Source organism: Pseudomonas sp. Irchel s3a10 (assembly GCF_900187525.1).
Taxonomy (GTDB): domain Bacteria; phylum Pseudomonadota; class Gammaproteobacteria; order Pseudomonadales; family Pseudomonadaceae; genus Aquipseudomonas; species Aquipseudomonas koreensis_G.
Map to the genome: position 1 here is coordinate 137311 of NZ_FYDR01000005.1, position 16546 is coordinate 153856.

General features: G+C 60.5%; 14 protein-coding genes. 3 read left to right on the top strand and 11 right to left on the bottom strand.

Going from position 1 to position 16546, the window contains the following annotated elements:
- Positions 1–68: 68 nt before the first annotated feature.
- Positions 69–2567 carry a glycerol-3-phosphate 1-O-acyltransferase PlsB gene (plsB, locus tag CKW11_RS16370; protein ID WP_095138339.1) on the bottom strand — a complete coding sequence of 833 codons (2499 nt, stop codon included), beginning with the start codon at positions 2565–2567 and terminating at the stop codon, positions 69–71.
- Between the two features lie 237 nt (positions 2568–2804).
- Between plsB and CKW11_RS16375 the strand changes: the two genes are divergently transcribed.
- Entirely contained in the window at positions 2805–3014 is a 210-nt protein-coding gene (locus CKW11_RS16375) for a cold-shock protein (RefSeq protein WP_003222087.1), read from the top strand.
- A 141-nt stretch (positions 3015–3155) separates the two neighbouring features.
- Here CKW11_RS16375 and CKW11_RS16380 read toward each other — a convergent pair whose 3' ends face one another.
- From CKW11_RS16380 to CKW11_RS16395, 4 genes are all read right to left on the bottom strand, one after another.
- Positions 3156–3533 carry a hypothetical protein gene (locus tag CKW11_RS16380; protein WP_095138340.1) on the bottom strand — a complete coding sequence of 126 codons (378 nt, stop codon included), beginning with the start codon at positions 3531–3533 and terminating at the stop codon, positions 3156–3158.
- A gap of 75 nt (positions 3534–3608) precedes the next feature.
- The gene (locus CKW11_RS16385) at positions 3609–4418 is read right to left on the bottom strand and encodes a putative RNA methyltransferase (protein WP_095138341.1); all 810 of its coding nucleotides are present in this window, start codon (positions 4416–4418) and stop codon (positions 3609–3611) included.
- On the bottom strand, positions 4418–5569 hold the full coding sequence (gene dapE, locus CKW11_RS16390) for a succinyl-diaminopimelate desuccinylase (RefSeq protein ID WP_095138342.1): 1152 nt from the start codon (positions 5567–5569) through the stop codon (positions 4418–4420). Before dapE ends, CKW11_RS16385 begins: the two co-directional genes overlap by 1 nt.
- A gap of 238 nt (positions 5570–5807) precedes the next feature.
- On the bottom strand, positions 5808–8399 hold the full coding sequence (locus CKW11_RS16395; RefSeq protein ID WP_095138343.1) for a glycosyltransferase: 2592 nt from the start codon (positions 8397–8399) through the stop codon (positions 5808–5810).
- 381 nt (positions 8400–8780) lie between these two features.
- On the opposite strand from CKW11_RS16395, the gene tcdA reads away from it, so the two are divergent.
- Positions 8781–9599 (top strand): tRNA cyclic N6-threonylcarbamoyladenosine(37) synthase TcdA, encoded by an 819-nt coding sequence (gene tcdA, locus CKW11_RS16400; RefSeq protein WP_095138344.1) that lies wholly within the window; start codon positions 8781–8783, stop codon positions 9597–9599.
- Between the two features lie 99 nt (positions 9600–9698).
- On the opposite strand, the gene CKW11_RS16405 is transcribed toward tcdA, so the two are convergent.
- From CKW11_RS16405 to CKW11_RS16425, 4 genes are all read right to left on the bottom strand, one after another.
- Positions 9699–10103: a SufE family protein gene (locus CKW11_RS16405; protein ID WP_095138345.1), complete on the bottom strand. Its 405-nt coding sequence runs from the start codon at positions 10101–10103 to the stop codon at positions 9699–9701.
- Entirely contained in the window at positions 10100–11305 is a 1206-nt protein-coding gene (locus CKW11_RS16410) for an aminotransferase class V-fold PLP-dependent enzyme (protein WP_095138346.1), read from the bottom strand. The genes CKW11_RS16405 and CKW11_RS16410 overlap by 4 nt, the downstream gene beginning before the upstream one ends.
- Before the next feature lie 153 nt (positions 11306–11458).
- Positions 11459–12493, bottom strand: coding sequence for a 2,3,4,5-tetrahydropyridine-2,6-dicarboxylate N-succinyltransferase (gene dapD, locus CKW11_RS16420; RefSeq protein ID WP_007954762.1), 1035 nt, complete (start codon positions 12491–12493; stop codon positions 11459–11461).
- A 32-nt stretch (positions 12494–12525) separates the two neighbouring features.
- Positions 12526–12888, bottom strand: a complete 363-nt coding sequence (locus CKW11_RS16425) for an ArsC family reductase (protein ID WP_003222107.1) — start codon at positions 12886–12888, stop codon at positions 12526–12528.
- A 293-nt stretch (positions 12889–13181) separates the two neighbouring features.
- Here CKW11_RS16425 and CKW11_RS16430 point away from each other — a divergent pair, with 293 nt between their 5' ends.
- Positions 13182–14813, top strand: a complete 1632-nt coding sequence (locus CKW11_RS16430) for a Na+/H+ antiporter (protein WP_095138347.1) — start codon at positions 13182–13184, stop codon at positions 14811–14813.
- 21 nt (positions 14814–14834) lie between these two features.
- Here the strand turns inward: CKW11_RS16430 and CKW11_RS16435 are convergent, their stop codons facing one another.
- Both CKW11_RS16435 and CKW11_RS16440 read right to left on the bottom strand, forming a co-directional pair.
- On the bottom strand, positions 14835–15479 hold the full coding sequence (locus CKW11_RS16435) for a hypothetical protein (protein WP_095138348.1): 645 nt from the start codon (positions 15477–15479) through the stop codon (positions 14835–14837).
- A gap of 264 nt (positions 15480–15743) precedes the next feature.
- Complete coding sequence (locus tag CKW11_RS16440; RefSeq protein ID WP_095138349.1) at positions 15744–16436, bottom strand: M12 family metallopeptidase; 693 nt, start codon at positions 16434–16436, stop codon at positions 15744–15746.
- Between the last annotated feature and the right edge of the window lie 110 nt (positions 16437–16546).

Consider the following 16546-nt stretch of genomic DNA (forward strand, 5'->3'; position numbering starts at 1 on the left):
GAGCCTATTAATCCATGAATCAACTAACGGGGCCATTGAAGTGCGCGCCCGTTAGTTGTCAGCAAGTTTCAGACTTGTGGTGTATCCGCTGTTTCGGCGGCATCTTCACTGCGATGCAAGGCCACTTGACGAATCGACAGACGAATCTCCGCCGGCAATACGCGTTTGGCCGCGCCTTCGGCCAGTTCGCCGAGCAGTTCGTGGTAGCTCAGCTTGCCGGCTTCGTCGCGCCGCAGTACGTCGAGGTCGAGCAGGGTCTGGATGAAGTGGCGGAACAGGCTCTTGTCGAAGAACTCCGGGGCGTTCAAACCGTGGAGGATCGACAGGCGCTGGGCCATGACCGTGCACAGGTCTTCCAGCTCTTCGGCGCTGATGCTGTTCTGGCCGCTGTTGAGCAGCAGGGACACGGTCATGTAGAAGCGCTGCAGGGTCTGCGCAATGCTTTTCGACAGCAGGGTCAGCAGCACAAAGTGCCGTGAACTTGGCGCCGGGCGCATATACACGTCCTTCTCGAAACGCAGCAGGCCTTGCTCGACGAAGGCTTCCAGCCATTGATCGACCACGCCGTCCAGTTCCTCCAGCGACCAGCGAATGAACAGCTCCGACTGCAAGTACGGATACAGCGCGCGGGTGTAGCGCAGGATCTGTTCGCGACTCATGCGCGAGGTGCTCTGGAAGAAGCTCGCCAGCAGCGCCGGCAAGGCGAAAATGTGCAGCACGTTGTTGCGGTAGTAGGTCATCAGGACGGCGTTCTGCTCGTCCAGATAGAGAATCTTGCCCAGCGCATCGTTCTGCTCGGACAGCAGATCCATGTCCTTCACATGCTCGATCAGCGCGCGGCCATCGCCTTCCGGCAGGGTCGTGTGCGGCGAGTAAGGGACTTTGCGCAGCAGCGCCAGATACAGATCCAGCACTCGCGCCATGGCTCGATCATCCAGCGCGAGACGCGTAGTCGAGAGCAACGCCAGCGCCACCAGGTTGACCGGGTTGATTGCCGCCGCTTCGTTCAGGTGCTGCGCGACTTTCTCGCCGAGGCGATGGGTGGTTTCGTTGAGCCATGCCGGTTTGTACTGCGGGCCGAGTTCCTGCTGGCGCCAGTCTGGCTGCTCGCTGTCGAGGAACTCCGCGAGTTTGATCGGCTCGCCGAAGTTCACCGCGACCTGACCGAAGCGCTGTTTGAGCGCGCCGATGACTTTGAAAATATCGAAGATCGACTCTTTCTTCTTGCTCGCGCCACGCAGTTCGCCGAGGTAGGTGCGACCTTCAAGAACGCGTTCATAGCCGATGTACACCGGCACGAAAACGATCGGCATCCGCGACGAACGCAGGAAGCTGCGCAGGGTGATCGCGAGCATGCCGGTCTTCGGTTGCAGCATGCGTCCGGTGCGCGAGCGGCCGCCCTCGACGAAGTATTCGACCGGGAAACCTTTGGTGAACAGGGTGTGCAGGTATTCGTTGAACACCGAGGTGTACAGCGGATTGCCCTTGAACGTGCGGCGCATGAAAAACGCGCCGCCACGGCGCAGCAGGCTGCCGATCACCGGCATGTTGAGGTTGATCCCGGCGGCAATGTGCGGCGGGGTCAGGCCGTTGCGGAACAGCAAGTACGAGAGCAGCAGGTAGTCGATGTGGCTGCGGTGGCACGGCACGTAGATCACTTCGTGACCCTGGGCGACCTTCTGCACGCCTTCAATGTGGTTGACCTTGATCCCGTCGTAGATCTTGTTCCAGAACCAGCTCAGCACCACTTCGAGGAAACGGATCGCGGTGTAGGTGTAGTCCGAGGCGATCTCGTTGCCGTAACGCAGGGCCTGGGCCTTGGCTTTTTCCGGGGAAATGTTCTCGCGTTCGGCTTCGTCGAGGATCGCTTGCTTGACCAAGGGCTGGTTGAGCAGACCTTTGACCAGATTGCGCCGGTGGGAAATGTCCGGGCCGATCACTGCCGCCTTGAGGTTGCGGAAGTGCACGCGCAGGATGCGCTGGGCCATACGCACGGTGCGTTCGTGGCCCTTGTTGTGCTCGATCAGTTCGCGCAGGTGGATCGGCGCCGAGAACTGCACGCGAGTCTTGCGCCCGAGGACGATGATGCTCAGCAGTCGGCGCAAGCGCCCGGTGACGGCCCAGCTGTCGGCAAACAGCAACTTCCACGGACTGTTTTCGCTGTCCGGCGACTGGCCCCAGAACACGCTGACCGGAATGATCTGCGCGTCTTCGGCGGCGTTCTGGGTCAGGGCGCTGACCAGGCGGGTCAGGGTCGGCGGTGCGCCGCGCTTGTCCTGCCGGCCAAGCCAGTCCGGGTCCGGCGTCAGATAGAAAAACGCCGCCGGTTCGATCAACGGCCCTACCGACACCGGCAGTACCGGACGCGGCAGACCGGCCTTGGTGCACTCGGTGTCGACCACCGCCAGATCGGTGAGCGAAGGGTTTTGCAGGACGTAGAACACCGGACGACTGCGGTCGAGGTTGAGGGTGAGCGACGACTGGTTGATCGTCTCGGAGCGAACCCAGAGGTACAACAGTCGGCGCAAGGTGCCAAACACTAGACGGCGGAACGGGGAACGGGTCATACGGCTTCTGCGTGAGTTGATAAAACCGAGCAGATGCTCGGGCGGTCGACAGTTTGCCGGATTCATCGAAAATCGGCAAAAAAGCGGCGAAGTAATCTCCTGTTGAGAGTTTTTGCGCCTGTCATATACTCGGCAATCTGTCGCCGGGGCCCTTTATGGACGTCGGGCGCAGGCTGACGTTCCGCAAAGGCTTTCCTGCGAAAAGCCTGTTCAATAATAAAAAAGGAGTATGAACAGATGGCAACACGTGAAACCGGCAATGTGAAGTGGTTCAACGACGCCAAGGGCTACGGCTTCATTCAGCGCGACGACGGGGTGGACGTGTTCGTGCACTACCGCGCGATTCGCGGTGAAGGGCATAGGTCGCTGACTGAAGGTCAGCAGGTTGAGTATGCGGTGGTGACGGGGGAGAAGGGATTGCAGGCTGAGGATGTGGTTGGTCTGTAACACAACCCTCCAAAACATCCCAAAACCAATGTGGGAGCGGGCTTGCTCGCGAATGCGGTGTATCAGTCGATATCAATAGTGACTGATACACCGCATTCGCGAGCAAGCCCGCTCCCACATTTGGATCTGCGTTGACAGTTGTTACGCGGTTTTCCAGGTGATCTCTTCTTCACCGTCGGCGCTGATGCGAATCCAGCGATCAGCCGTTTCCTCACCTTCTTCCTCGACCCACGTGCCCGGTGCGCAACGCACCTCGACGTTCAGCGCGGCAAAGGCTGCACGGGCGCAGGCGATGTCGTCGTCCCAAGGGGTCGCGTCGCTTTCCAGGTACAGGCTGTTCCATTTGCCCACGGCTTTCGGCAGCCAGGTCACCGGAACATTGCCGGCCTTGCACTTGTAGGTCTGGCCTTTCTGTACCCAGTCGCTGCACGGGCCCAGAGCCTCACCGAGCCAGGCGGAAATCGCCTTGTGGTCGACGTCGGCGTCTTTCAGGTAAATCTCGATATCCGGTTGGCGCATGGATGTCCTCACTGCGGGTCTGAAAAATCCATTCGCGGATTTAGCCGGCCCCGGGCACCTGCCCGAGACCAAAAGTTATTGAAGAACGAAATAATCGTAGCGCATCGACACCGTGGTCACGAACGGCTCGGCCTGTTCGATCACGGCGGCGCGGCGTTCGGCACTGGCGCGCCAGCCGTGGGGCGTCATCGCCAACAGGTTGGCGCGATCCTCGGGCTTGTCCAGCGTCAGTTTGAATTCCAGGGTTTCACTGTGCGCCAGCGCCATGCCTTCGGGCACTAATGCCAGATGCTTGTCGTCGGTGTATTCGCGCACTTCGTCGTACAGGCGTTCGCGCAGTTCCATCAGGTGGCCGCTGGTCGGGCCGACCTTCATCAGGCCGCCGCCGACGCTGAGCAGACGCTTGGCCTCTTCCCAGTCCAGAGGACTGAAAACGCTGGCGAGAAACTGGCAACTGCCCGACGCCAACGGCACGCGGGCCATGCTGGCGATCAACCAGGTGATTGCCGGATTACGCTTGCAGGCGCGTTTCACCGCCTCGCGGGAGATGTCCAGCGCGTAGCCATCGGCATCCGGCAAGGCATCGGCAATCTGCGCGGTGTAGTAACCCTCACCGCAACCGATATCGACCCAGCGTGCCGGCGCATAACCCGCCGCCAGCTCGGCCAGACGCTTGGCCACCGGCGCGTAATGCCCGGCATTCAGGAAGTCGCGGCGCGCCTCGACCATCGCCTGATTATCACCAGGATCACGGCTGTTCTTGTGCTGCACCGGCAACAGGTTCAGGTAACCCTGACGCGCGCGGTCGAAGCGGTGGCCGGCGGGGCAGACCACACCGTTATCGACGCTGTTCAGCGGTTCACTGCAGATCGGGCACGCGAGCATCAGGCGAGCAACTTGATCAGGGTCTGGTAGTAGATCTCGGTCAGCACGTCGAGATCGGCCGCCAGCACACGTTCATTGACCTGGTGAATGGTCGCGTTGACCGGGCCCAGCTCAACCACTTGCGTGCCCATGGTCGCGATGAAGCGGCCATCGGAGGTACCGCCACTGGTCGACGCCTTGGTCTCGCGGCCGGTGATGTCTTTGATGCTCGACGACACCGCGTCGAGCAGCGCGCCCGGCTCGGTGAGGAACGGCAGGCCGGACAGCGCCCAGTCGATGTGCCAGTCCAGACCGTGCTTGTCGAGGATGTCGGCCACGCGTTTCTGCAGGCCTTCGACGGTGGATTCGGTGGAGAAACGGAAATTGAACACCGCCACCAGATCACCCGGGATCACGTTGGTCGCACCGGTGCCGGAGTTGAGGTTGGAAATCTGGAAACTGGTCGGCGGGAAAAAATCGTTGCCGTGATCCCAATGCTCGGCAGCCAGTTCGGCCAGTGCCGGGGCGGCGAGGTGGATCGGGTTCTTCGCCAGATGCGGGTAGGCCACGTGACCCTGCACGCCGCGCACGGTCAGCTTGGCGCCCAGCGAGCCGCGACGACCGTTTTTCACCACGTCACCGACCAGCGTGGTGCTCGACGGTTCGCCGACGATGCACCAGTCCAGACGTTCCTTGCGCGCCACCAGACGTTCAACCACCGCTTTGGTGCCGTGGTGCGCCGGGCCTTCTTCGTCGCTGGTGATCAGAAACGCGACCTTGCCCTTGTGGTTCGGGTAGTCGGCGACGAAACGCTCGGCGGCCACGGTCATCGACGCCAGGCTGCCTTTCATGTCTGCTGCGCCACGGCCGCAGAGCATGCCGTGTTCGTCGATCACCGCGTTGAACGGGTCGATCTGCCAGGCGGTCACCGGACCGGTCGGCACCACGTCGGTGTGGCCGGCGAAGCACAGCACCGGGCCGTCGTCGTTGCCGTGGGTGGCCCAGAAGTTATCCACATCTTCGATGCGCATCGGCTCCAGGGTGAAACCGGCATCGCCCAGGCGCTGCATCATCTGCTTCTGGCAATCGGCGTCGACCGGCGTCACGGACGGACGGCGGATCAGGTCGATGGCGAGTTGGAGGGTCGGCGAAAGGTCGGCGTGGGCCGTCATGGAAAACTCCGGGAGCTTGAAATTGGGCTGGGGCCACTGTGGGAGCGAGCTTGCTCGCGAAAGCGGTGTATCAGGCAACTTAAGGGTTGAATGTTACAAAGCCTTCGCGAGCAAGCTCGCTCCCACAGGGATTGGGTTCGGTCGGTTACACCGCGTATCACGCCAAGCCCCGCAAAATGGCGGTTATCTTAAAGCAAAACGGCGACCATTGGCCGCCGTTTAGTGGATCAAAGAGGAATTAGACGACAGGCGCCGGCTCAGGCGCAGCGGCCGGTTTCGGCAGCGACGAGAGGAACGCCATGATCAGCGCCGCGACGTACGGCAGCGACTGCACCAGCAGCATGGCCACCCAGAAGCGCATGTCGTTGCTCGGAATGCCCTGCACCAAGTAGATCCCCAGCGCCGCGCCCCACAACAGCAGCATGATGAACAGCTCTTCCCGCGCTTCGGAAATCGCCACCCAGAAGCCATGGTTGTCGGCGTTTTTCGGCGTGCGGAAGAACGGAATGCTGCTGGTGAAGAAGCCGTACAGCACGGCTTTGGCGATGGTGTGCGACAACGCCAGCCCGGCCAGTGCCGCGCAGAACGCATCCTTGAGGTTCACGCCGACGGCGCGACGGTAGAGGAAGATGATCTTGCCGACCTTGAACACGAACAGTGCCAATGGCGGGATGGCGAAAATCAGCAGCGGCGGATCGACCCGTTGCGGCACGATGATCATCGCCGCCGACCACAGCAGGGCGCCGACGGTGAAGAAGATGTTCATGCCGTCCGCGACCCACGGCAGCCAGCCCGCGAGGAAGTGGTAACGCTGGCCACGGGTCAGCTCGGTGTCCTTGCCGCGCAGCAGGCTGCGGGTGTGGCGCTTGATGATCTGGATTGCGCCGTAGGCCCAGCGGAAACGCTGCTTCTTGAAGTCGATAAACGTATCCGGCATCAGACCCTTGCCGTAACTGTCGTGGTAATACGCTGCCGACAGGCCTTTCTCGAACACGCGCAGACCGAGTTCGGCGTCTTCACAGATGCACCAGTCAGCCCAACCCAGCTCTTCCAGAACCGAACGCCGGGTCATGGTCATGGTGCCGTGCTGGATGATCGCGTCGCGGTCGTTGCGGGTGACCATTCCGATGTGGAAGAAGCCTTTGTATTCGGCGTAGCAGAGCTTCTTGAAGGTGCTTTCGTTCTGGTCGCGATAGTCCTGCGGCGACTGCACCACGGCGATTTTCGGGTCGGCGAAGTGCGGCACCATGTGCTTGAGCCAGTTCGGGTGCACGCAGTAGTCGGAGTCGATCACCGCGATCACTTCGGCGTCTTTGGCGGTGTGCGGAATCAGGTAGTTCAGCGCGCCGCCCTTGAACCCGGCCAGCGGTGATACGTGAAAGAACTTGAAGCGCGGGCCGAGGGTTGCGCAGTAGTCGCGCACCGGCTCCCAGACGGCCGGATCCTTGGTGTTGTTGTCGATGATCAGGACTTCATAGTCCGGGTAATCGAGGGCGGCCAAGGCGTCGAGGGTCTGTTTGACCATGTCCGGCGGCTCGTTGTAGCAGGGCACGTGGATCGAGACTTTCGGCCGATAGTGCGAATCACCGATCACCGGCAGGAATTCCCGCCGACGCTTGTGAATCCACACCGCCTCGGCCAGTTCATGCGCCTCGGTCAGCAACACGATGAACACCCCGAGCGCACCCAGCGCCAGGAGGAAACCCACCGTCAGGCTGAACCACGTGCTGTATTGCTGGCTGTAGTCGTAACCGATCCACACCAGCACCGAACCGCAGAGAAACGCGATAAAGGTCAGGAAGGTCCGGCCACGCTGACGCAGGGCCGAGCCGTCGATCATCAGCAGGGTCAGCGACAGCAGCGCCAGCACCACCGAACCGATGGCCAGCACGCGCCATTGCGGAATCGCGACGACCGGGCCTTCGAAGTTGAATTTCTGCTGGCGCGCAGCGTTGAACACGCCCCAGTAGGCGCCCACCGAACCCTCGTCACTGGCCTTCCATGGCTGGTCGAACGCTTCGATCACGAAATAGTTGAAGCCCTGACGGTTGAGTTTGTTGACCAGCGTGCGCAGGTAGATCGCCTGATCCGCTGGCGACGCATCGGCGCCACCGCGCATGCGCCCGTTGCTCGGCCAACCGACTTCGGACAGCAGCAGCGGTTTTTTCGGGAACAGCTTTTTCAGGTCACGGGCGCGGTCGAAGACGAACTGCCCGGCCTTGTCGACAGGGATGAATTCCCAGTACGGCAGCACGTGCGCAGCGATCAGGTCGACATGCTTGGCCAGTTCCGGGTGTTCTTCCCAGACGTGCCACTGCTCGGAGGTGGTCACTGGCACTTTCACCGCCGCGCGCACGCGATCCAGCAGCACGCTCAGTTGCTCGGCAGTGATTTCCTTGCGGAATATCGCCTCGTTACCGACCACCACGCGAACCACGCTGCGCGAAGTATTGGCCAGTTCGATGGCGCGCTGGATTTCCCTTTCGTTGCGTTCCTGATCGGGGCTGATCCAGATTCCGAGGGTCACGCGCAGACCGAACTCTTCCGCCAGTTTCGGGATGTCCTGCAGCGAACCGTCGACCGAGTAGATGCGGATGTTGTCCGTCAGCTTGCTCATGATCTCCAGGTCACGGCGCATTTCATCGTCAGTCGGATACTGATCCTTCTGCGGGAATTGGCCCTGCTGGAATGGCGAATAAGAGAAACCGGAGATCTGCTCCGGCCAGTTGGGCGCGGAGACCGGGCGGTTGATCAGCGCCCAGAAACCGGTGAACAGGGCGGCGATTGCCAGAACCACCACCAGGTTGAGACCAAATTTACGCGATGACATAGCTATTTCGGGTTCCAAAGGCTGTGGAACGGAGGATCGGTCGGCTATACGCCCGAGGGGCGCGCATCCTACACCGGCAGTTCGCAAGTCGTACATCGGACAGGGAAATGCCCGACGTTGGGCAGTCCAACCTGATTTAAGTTCTTTAGTTGCAGCTTGTAAGAGAAAACTTTGTTGTTCAGTTATAGCAATTCCCCGTGGCGAGGGAGCTTGCTCCCGCTGGACTGCGAAGCAGGCCGCTTTCAAAGGGCCGCTTCGCGACCCGGCGGGAGCAAGCTCCCTCGCCACAAGGTTCGTGCAAACGGCTGCGTTCACCGTTCATAGCGTCAAAGATGCTCTTGGCCGCCGACGGCCCTATAATGCGCGCCGGTTTTTGGGGTAATGGTCATGAGTACAGAAGATCCGCGGTTTGCAGGCATCGCCCGTTTGTATGGCATCGAGGGCCTTGAGCGCCTGCGTGCGGCCCATGTGGCGATTGTCGGCGTCGGTGGCGTCGGTTCCTGGGCGGCGGAAGCCATGGCCCGCTGTGGCGTCGGCGAGATTTCGCTGTTCGACCTCGACGACGTCTGCGTCAGCAACGCCAACCGCCAGTTGCACGCATTGGACAGCACCGTCGGCAAACCCAAGGTCGAGGTGATGGCCGAGCGTCTGCGCGGGATCAACCCGGACTGCAAAGTGCATGCGGTGGCGGATTTCGTCACCCGCGACACCATGGCCGAGTACATCACGCCGAACATCGACTGCGTGATCGACTGCATTGACGCGGTCAACGCCAAGGCTGCGCTGATCGCCTGGTGCAAGCGCCGCAAGATCCAGATCATCACCACTGGCGGTGCCGGTGGGCAGATTGATCCGACGCTGATTCAGGTCTGCGACCTCAACCGCACGTTCAATGACCCGCTGGCCTCGAAAGTGCGCTCGACGTTGCGTCGCGACTATGGCTTCTCGCGTACCGTGACTCGCCATTACAGCGTGCCGTGTGTGTTCTCCACCGAACAGCTGCGTTATCCGAAACCGGATGGCAGCATTTGCTTGCAGAAGAGTTTTGTCGGCGATGGCGTGAAGCTGGACTGCGCCGGCGGGTTTGGCGCGGTGATGATGGTCACGGCGACGTTCGGCATGGTCGCGGCGACCAAGGCTGTGGACAAGATTGTGGCGGGTGTGCGGCGACCGGCTGACCGAGTAAAACCTCAGGTTTGATGCCGGGGCTGAGGGCCTCTTCGCGAGCAAGCTCGCTCCCACAGGGGATTTGTGAACGCCACAGATCCCCTGTGGGAGCGGGCTTGCTCGCGAAGGCGATTAACCAGCCAACTCATTCATCCGCTGGAGCACGGCATTCAAGCCATTACTGCGCGAAGGCGACAACTGCCGCGACAGCCCCAGCTGATTGAACCAATCGGGCAGATCCACCTGCTGCAATTCGGCAGCGCTCAAACCGTTGACCCGCAACAGCAGCAACGCCACCAACCCACGAATCATTCGCGCATCGCTGGCAGCGCTGAACTGCCAGTGACCGTCCTGCAATTCCCCCACCAGCCACATTTGGCTCTCACAGCCATGCACGCGGTTGGCTTCGCATTTGTCCGCGTCATCCAGCGGCGACAGACGATCACCAAACCGCATCAGTAACCGCGCCCGTTGTTCCCAACTGGCAGCATTCTGAAAAGTCTGCAGCGCTTCGGCGGCGGCGAGCGGCAGGCTCATCGCAGCAACTCCAGGGCCTGATCCAGTGCCTCGAAGAAGCGTTCGAGATCTTCGGAATCGTTGTACAGCGCCAGCGACACGCGAATCGCGCCGGCCAGTTCGAAGCTTTTCAGCAACGGCATGGCGCAGTGATGTCCGGCGCGCACGGCAATACCTTGCTCGGTCAGCAGATGCGCCAGATCGGCGTTATGCACGCCCTCGACGACAAAACTCGCCAGCGCCAATTGCGGCTTGCCCAGCAGACGAATGCCGTTGCGCGCGGCCAGGCCTTGCAGCAGGTAGGCGTGCAGCGCCGCTTCGTGGGCCGACACCGCGTCCTGATCCAGCCCGGCCAGATAGTCGAGGGTCGCGCCGAGGCCGATCACGCTGGCAATCGGCGGCGTGCCCGCTTCGAAGCCCAGCGGAGCAGGGCGGAAGCGTGAATCGTGATAATTGGCTTCCAGCACCATTTCTCCGCCGAACTGCCACGGCTGCAGTTGTTCAAGCGCCTTGTTGCGCCCGAACAGCACGCCGAGGCCATCGGGGCCGTATAGCTTGTGGCTGGAAAACACATAAAAGTCGCAACCCAGCGCCTGCACGTCGTGGCGACCGTGCACCACACCCTGGGCGCCATCGACCACGGTCAGCGCGTTGTGCGCCTTGGCCATCGCCAGCAGCGCCGGCAATGGTTGCCAGGCACCGAGCACGTTGGACAGCTGACTGACCGCCAGCAAGCGAGTGCGCGGGGTGATCAGACGCACAGCGGCGCCGAGGTCGATCACGCCGTCGGCGTCCAGCGGCAGGATCACCAGTTTCAGCTCGCGACGTTGTGCCAGTTGCTGCCACGGCAGCAGGTTGGCGTGATGCTCCAGGGCGCTGATGACAATTTCATCGCCTGGGTGGAAAAGATGTTCCAGGCCATAGGCCAGGAGATTCAGCGCACTGGTGGCGCCGTGGGTGAAGATGATCTGCCCGCTGTCACCGGCGTTCAGCCACTGGGCAACCTTGAGCCGACTGTCTTCGAACGCCTGCGTCGCGTGCGCGCCGGGCAGATGCTGCGCACGATGCACATTGGCCGCGCCGTTGGCGTAGTAATGCGTCAATGCGTCGAGCAGGGCCTGGGGTTTTTGCGTGGTGGCGGCGTTGTCCAGATAGGTCTGGTCTTGCCGTTGCAGGGCGGCGATGGCCGGAAAGTCGGCGCGCCACGGGGAGGGAATCATCACAGTTTTCAGCCCTGGTGAAGAGGGGCGGGATGTACGCCGAACCTTGTGGGAGCGGGCTTGCTCGCGAATGCGTCGTGTCATTCAGCACTGTTGTTGACTGACCGGACGCCTTCGCGAGCAAGCTCGCTCCCACAGGGGGGATCGTGTGGCTGCTTAGTTGTGAGCGTGCAGCGCTTCGTTCAGCTCGATCGCCGATTTGTGGGTCTTGCACTCCACGGCACCGGTTTCCGAGTTGCGACGGAACAGCAGGTCGGTCTGGCCGGCCAGCTCGCGCGCCTTCACAACCTTGACCAGATTGTTGTGCTCGTCCAGCAGCGCGACTTTGGTGCCGGCGGTCACGTACAGGCCCGACTCGACGGTGTTGCGGTCGCCCAACGGGATACCGATACCGGCGTTGGCGCCGATCAGGCAGCCTTCGCCGACCTTGATCACGATGTTGCCGCCGCCCGACAGGGTGCCCATGGTCGAGCAGCCGCCGCCCAGGTCCGAACCCTTGCCGACGAATACGCCAGCGGAAACGCGGCCTTCGATCATGCCCGGGCCTTCGGTGCCGGCGTTGAAGTTGATGAAGCCTTCGTGCATCACGGTAGTGCCTTCGCCCACGTACGCACCCAGACGCAGACGAGCAGCGTCAGCGATACGCACACCGGCCGGCACCACGTAGTCGGTCATTTTCGGGAACTTGTCCACCGAGAACACTTCCAGCAGCTCGCCACGCAGACGGGCTTCCAGTTGCAGTTCGGCCAGTTCGCTCAGGTCGATCGCGCCCTGGCTGGTCCAGGCCACGTTCGGCAGCAGCGGGAAGATCCCGGCCAGGCTTACGCCGTGTGGCTTGACCAGGCGATGCGACAGCAGGTGCAGCTTGAGGTACGCCTCAGGCGTCGAGGTCAGTTGTGCGTCTTCGGCCAGCAGGGTGGCGACCAGCGGCTTGTGGCTTTCGGCCAGACGGGTCAGCAGCTTGCCTTGAACGGCGTCGATGCCTTTGACCGCTTCAGCCAGTTGCGCAGCCTGTGCAGTGGTGAAGGTGATGGCCTGGTTGCCTTCGGTGTAGCCGAGGATCGGCGCAACAGCGGCGACCAGTTCGGCCGACGGGTTGAGCAGTGGCTGAGCGTAGAACACTTCCAGCCAGGCGCCTTGACGGTTTTGCGTGCCGACACCAAAGGCGATGCTGAACAGAGAGTTGGACATGTGAATACCTCTAGCAATAAGTGACGGGCTGCTTACTTGAGCGCGGCCGCGTAGATGTCTGGCTTGAAGCCAATCAGGGTTCGGTCACCGAGATCGAGCACCGGGCGCTTGATCATCGAGGGTTGAGCGAGCATCAGTTCGATGGCTTTCGACTGGTCGAGATCGGCTTTACGTTCGTCGTCGAGTTTGCGAAAGGTCGTGCCTGCACGGTTCAACACCGTTTGCCAGCCGTGCTCGTCACACCATTGGGTCAGGTGCTCACGGTCGATACCGGCGGTTTTGTAGTCGTGAAAGTCGTAGCTGACAGCGTGTTCATCGAGCCAGGTGCGCGCCTTCTTCATGGTGTCGCAGGCTTTGATGCCGAAAAGGTGCAACGTTTTACTTGAAACGGTCAAGGAATCGCCCCCTTTACAGGTGCTGGAAAAAAATGGTGTCGGATTATGCCATGACCGAACGGTTTCGCGGCGCCCGGCTTCATTTGGCAATGCAAAACCCTGTGGGAGCGAGCTTGCTCGCGAAGGGGCCGTGTCAGTCAAAATCTCTGTTAATGACACACCGTATTCGCGAGCAAGCTCGCTCCCACATTGGAATGGCGTTGCGGGCGTGCGACATAGGTGCAACGGTCAGACGCATCCTAAGCGGCTAATATGGCAGTTCAACGCTGTCGATTGTCTGAGATTTCCGCTTTATGCAAACCGCTTATACCGTCCTGATCTTGCTGATGCTGGTCAGCGTTTCGCGGCTGGTCGGACGGGTCGTCCCGCTGCCGCTGCCCCTCGTGCAAATCGCCGCCGGTGCCTTGCTGGCCTGGCCGACACTGGGCCTGCACGTCGCGCTGGACCCCGAATTGTTCCTGTTTCTGTTCCTGCCGCCGCTGCTGTTTTCCGACGGTTGGCGTATGCCCAAACGCGAGTTTTGGCATTTGCGCGGGCCAATTCTGACGCTGGCGGTTGGCCTGGTGCTGTTCACCGTGGTCGGTGCCGGGTACTTCATTCACTGGCTGTTGCCGAGCATTCCGTTGCCGGTGGCCTTTGCGCTGGCCGCTGTGCTCTCGCCGACCGACGCCGTGGCGGTCTCGGCGATCTCGCAGAACCGCTTGCCGACACCGCTGATGCACATTCTGCAAGGCGAGGCGCTGATGAACGATGCCTCGGGTCTGGTGACGTTCAAGTTTGCCTTGGTGGCGGCGGTGACCGGGGTGTTCTCGCTGGCCAATGCCAGCCTGACGTTCGTGCTGGTGGCGGTCGGTGGGTTAGCCGTCGGCGTCGCGCTGAGCTGGCTGGTCGGGCGCTTGCGCGCGTGGATGATCGCCCGTGGCTGGGATGATCCGGCCACCCACGTGGTGTTCATGTTGCTGCTGCCGTTCGCCGCCTATGTACTGGCCGAGCGACTGGGCGCATCGGGGATTCTTTCGGCCGTCGCGGCGGGGATGATGCAGAGCTGGCTCGATCTGCTGCCGCGGCAGACCAGCACCCGGCTACTCAATCGCAGCGTCTGGTCATTACTCGAATTTGCCTTCAACGGCCTGATCTTTCTGCTGCTGGGTCTGCAATTGCCGGACATCATCAAAGCGGTGGTCAGCCACGAACCGACGTTGTGGCCGACGCTGATGTATCGCGGCCTCGACGTGGTGGCGATTTTTCTCGCGCTGGTGCTGTTGCGCTTTATCTGGGTGCAGAGCATCTGGCGCCTGTCGGTACTGCTGCGACGGCTGCGCGGCAAGGGCGAACTGACGCAAGTGCCGACCGCGCGATCCTGCTGGTTGCTGACTGTCGGCGGAGTGCGCGGGGCGGTGACGCTGGCCGGTGTGATGTCGGTGCCTATGTTGATGGGCAGCCAAGCGTTCCCCGAGCGTGATCTGCTGATCTTCATCGCCGCCGGGGTGATTCTGTTGTCGCTGATTTGCGCCTGCATCGCCCTGCCGTTGCTGCTGCGTGGCATCGAAAAAAGCCCGGACGACAAGCGCCGTCAGGAAGTGCGCGACGCCTGGCGCAAGACCGCCGAGGCGGCGATCCATGCGCTGGAAACCGAAGAGGTCGGCCCGCAGGATGCTGCGCAGGCCGCACTCTCGGCGGAACTCAAGGCGCGGATCATGTCCGAGTATCGTCATCAGCTCGACGTGTTCAACGATTCCGCCGAGGCCCAGGCGCTGGCGTTCCAGATGGATCTGCTGGAACGCCGGTTGCGCTTGAAGGCGTTGCGGGCGCAGCGCCTGGAGCTGTATAGCCTCAGCCGTCAGCACCAGATCGGCGATGACGTGTTGCGTGAGGTATTGGGTGAGCTGGATTTGAGTGAGGCGAATCTGGGGCAGGTCAAATAGCCCGACACGGACCTGATGCGCTCACTCACTCGCGGGGCAGGGATAAGCGTTCGCCATGAAGATTTTGTCCTTTTCGCTGAGATCCAGATTGATGAAGAGCTGGAAGTCACCGATGGTCCAGGACTGGCTGATGCGATAGTGCATGATCGACTTTGGATCGTATTCCGAATAAATGCTTTCGTCGGGATTGCCGCGGTCAAAGTACCAGTCGTGCAGGCGTTTGCGCGTCACGCTGGCCTGGTAGTCGTCTTCTTCCGGGTCGGCGGTGATTCCAAATTGTGCATAGATGGCTGGTTTGTCCCAGGGAATGTTTGCCGTGGGATTGGTCTGTTCATGCTCCGCGCCCAGCATATGACCGAACTCATGCATGACATTGGCTGCGAAGTAACGTGGCAGACCCGGATGCGGCCAGAGTGTCATGGTCGGCTCATCGGGATGTAGCAGAGCATCCGTGCCTATCCGGGAGGAAAACGTTCCTTCCTGACTGAGTATGCGGATGTCGCCCACTTCACCTTCGACGAAATCGAATTTCAAGTTGATGTGCGGCAACCAGTTGCTGGCAGCGGCAATGGTCGCGTCCTTGAATTCCTGCGTGCCGTTGAGGAAGGCGATGCGAAGAGTGCTGCCGGGGGTCCAGAATTTTGCCGGATTGTTTTTAGCCCACATTTTTCTGAACCTCCGAAGTGCATTTGATGTTGCGGGAGGTGCGTGTGGTTTCGGTTTTTTTGTTTGGCTGAAGCCGGGTTAAGTGCATAACTGAACATCCATGTTTTCATTGGTAATTTGTAACTCCTCGGGTTGCTTGTTGTTCCCGGAAAGTCGCTTTGAATGAAGGATGCTAGTTGCTGCGCCTGAGCAGGTAAATTGGATATGTGTGCGATTTTATGACGGGTTACCGTGCCAACAGAACTGGCACGGTAAAAATGTGATTCAACGTGGGTAAATCAATCGCATGAGCTGTTTGTCTTTCTCACTGATTTCGCGATTGATCGGATTCGCCCAATTGCCAAGCGTCAAACTGTTGGGAACCGGATGGTGCATGATGGATTTTCGATCGTATGGCAAGTAAAGCGCGTCGGCATCGTCAAAAGGCGTAAATATATTGATGTCAACTTCGCCTCGCGACAGTGGATTCATCGGTCTGTTCTGGTAGTAGTTGTAAACATTTTCTTTGTTCCAGGGGATTTGCGCCTTGGGGTGCTGATGTTCGTGCATCGCGCCAAGTGCATGGCCGAACTCGTGAATGACGACCGTCTCGAAGTCTTCGTGTTCGGGGTCGATGCCAAGGTTCATGGTTGGCGTGTCAGGAAACATATCCAGTGCATCGGTACCCAGAAATGAACTGTTCACAACACCCTCGGTGGCGATTCGGATCTCACCCTCTATGCCTTCAACGAATTCAAACTTCAAACTGATATAAGGAAGCCATTTTCCGGCGGCGGCAATGATTTTATTTTTGTGTTCCGGAGTCGGGTTGTCCATGAAAGCTATTTTCAGAGTGTGTCGGCTTGGCCAAAGTTTGGCATAGTGCACCAAAGAGCGTTTTTTTCGGCTGTTGTTGAGGGTGCTGGATTTGAGTTCTTTAGCCGGTTTTTGCAGCGTGCAATATTGGAAGTTGTCCATGCTTTGTCTTGCTCCTTGATTTGTCTTTTTGGTTGTTTCGCGCATGCAAAAAAACCACTGCGCAAGATTAAGCTTCGGGCAGTGTCTGGAGTAGTTGTAAAGTGGTTTTA

Bases quoted from the DNA above. Each gene is read 5' to 3' on its own strand.
- CKW11_RS16385 (WP_095138341.1), bottom strand. From the start codon at position 4,418: ATGCTCGCGTGCCCGATCTGCAGTGAACCGCTGAACAGCGTCGATAAC.
- tcdA (WP_095138344.1), top strand. From the start codon at position 8,781: ATGGTCATGAGTACAGAAGATCCGCGGTTTGCAGGCATCGCCCGTTTG.
- CKW11_RS16375 (WP_003222087.1), top strand. From the start codon at position 2,805: ATGGCAACACGTGAAACCGGCAATGTGAAGTGGTTCAACGACGCCAAG.
- dapD (WP_007954762.1), bottom strand. From the start codon at position 12,493: ATGTCCAACTCTCTGTTCAGCATCGCCTTTGGTGTCGGCACGCAAAAC.
- CKW11_RS16430 (WP_095138347.1), top strand. From the start codon at position 13,182: ATGCAAACCGCTTATACCGTCCTGATCTTGCTGATGCTGGTCAGCGTT.
- CKW11_RS16380 (WP_095138340.1), bottom strand. From the start codon at position 3,533: ATGCGCCAACCGGATATCGAGATTTACCTGAAAGACGCCGACGTCGAC.
- CKW11_RS16395 (WP_095138343.1), bottom strand. From the start codon at position 8,399: ATGTCATCGCGTAAATTTGGTCTCAACCTGGTGGTGGTTCTGGCAATC.
- dapE (WP_095138342.1), bottom strand. From the start codon at position 5,569: ATGACGGCCCACGCCGACCTTTCGCCGACCCTCCAACTCGCCATCGAC.
- plsB (WP_095138339.1), bottom strand. From the start codon at position 2,567: ATGACCCGTTCCCCGTTCCGCCGTCTAGTGTTTGGCACCTTGCGCCGA.
- CKW11_RS16435 (WP_095138348.1), bottom strand. From the start codon at position 15,479: ATGTGGGCTAAAAACAATCCGGCAAAATTCTGGACCCCCGGCAGCACT.
- CKW11_RS16440 (WP_095138349.1), bottom strand. From the start codon at position 16,436: ATGGACAACTTCCAATATTGCACGCTGCAAAAACCGGCTAAAGAACTC.
- CKW11_RS16405 (WP_095138345.1), bottom strand. From the start codon at position 10,103: ATGAGCCTGCCGCTCGCCGCCGCCGAAGCGCTGCAGACTTTTCAGAAT.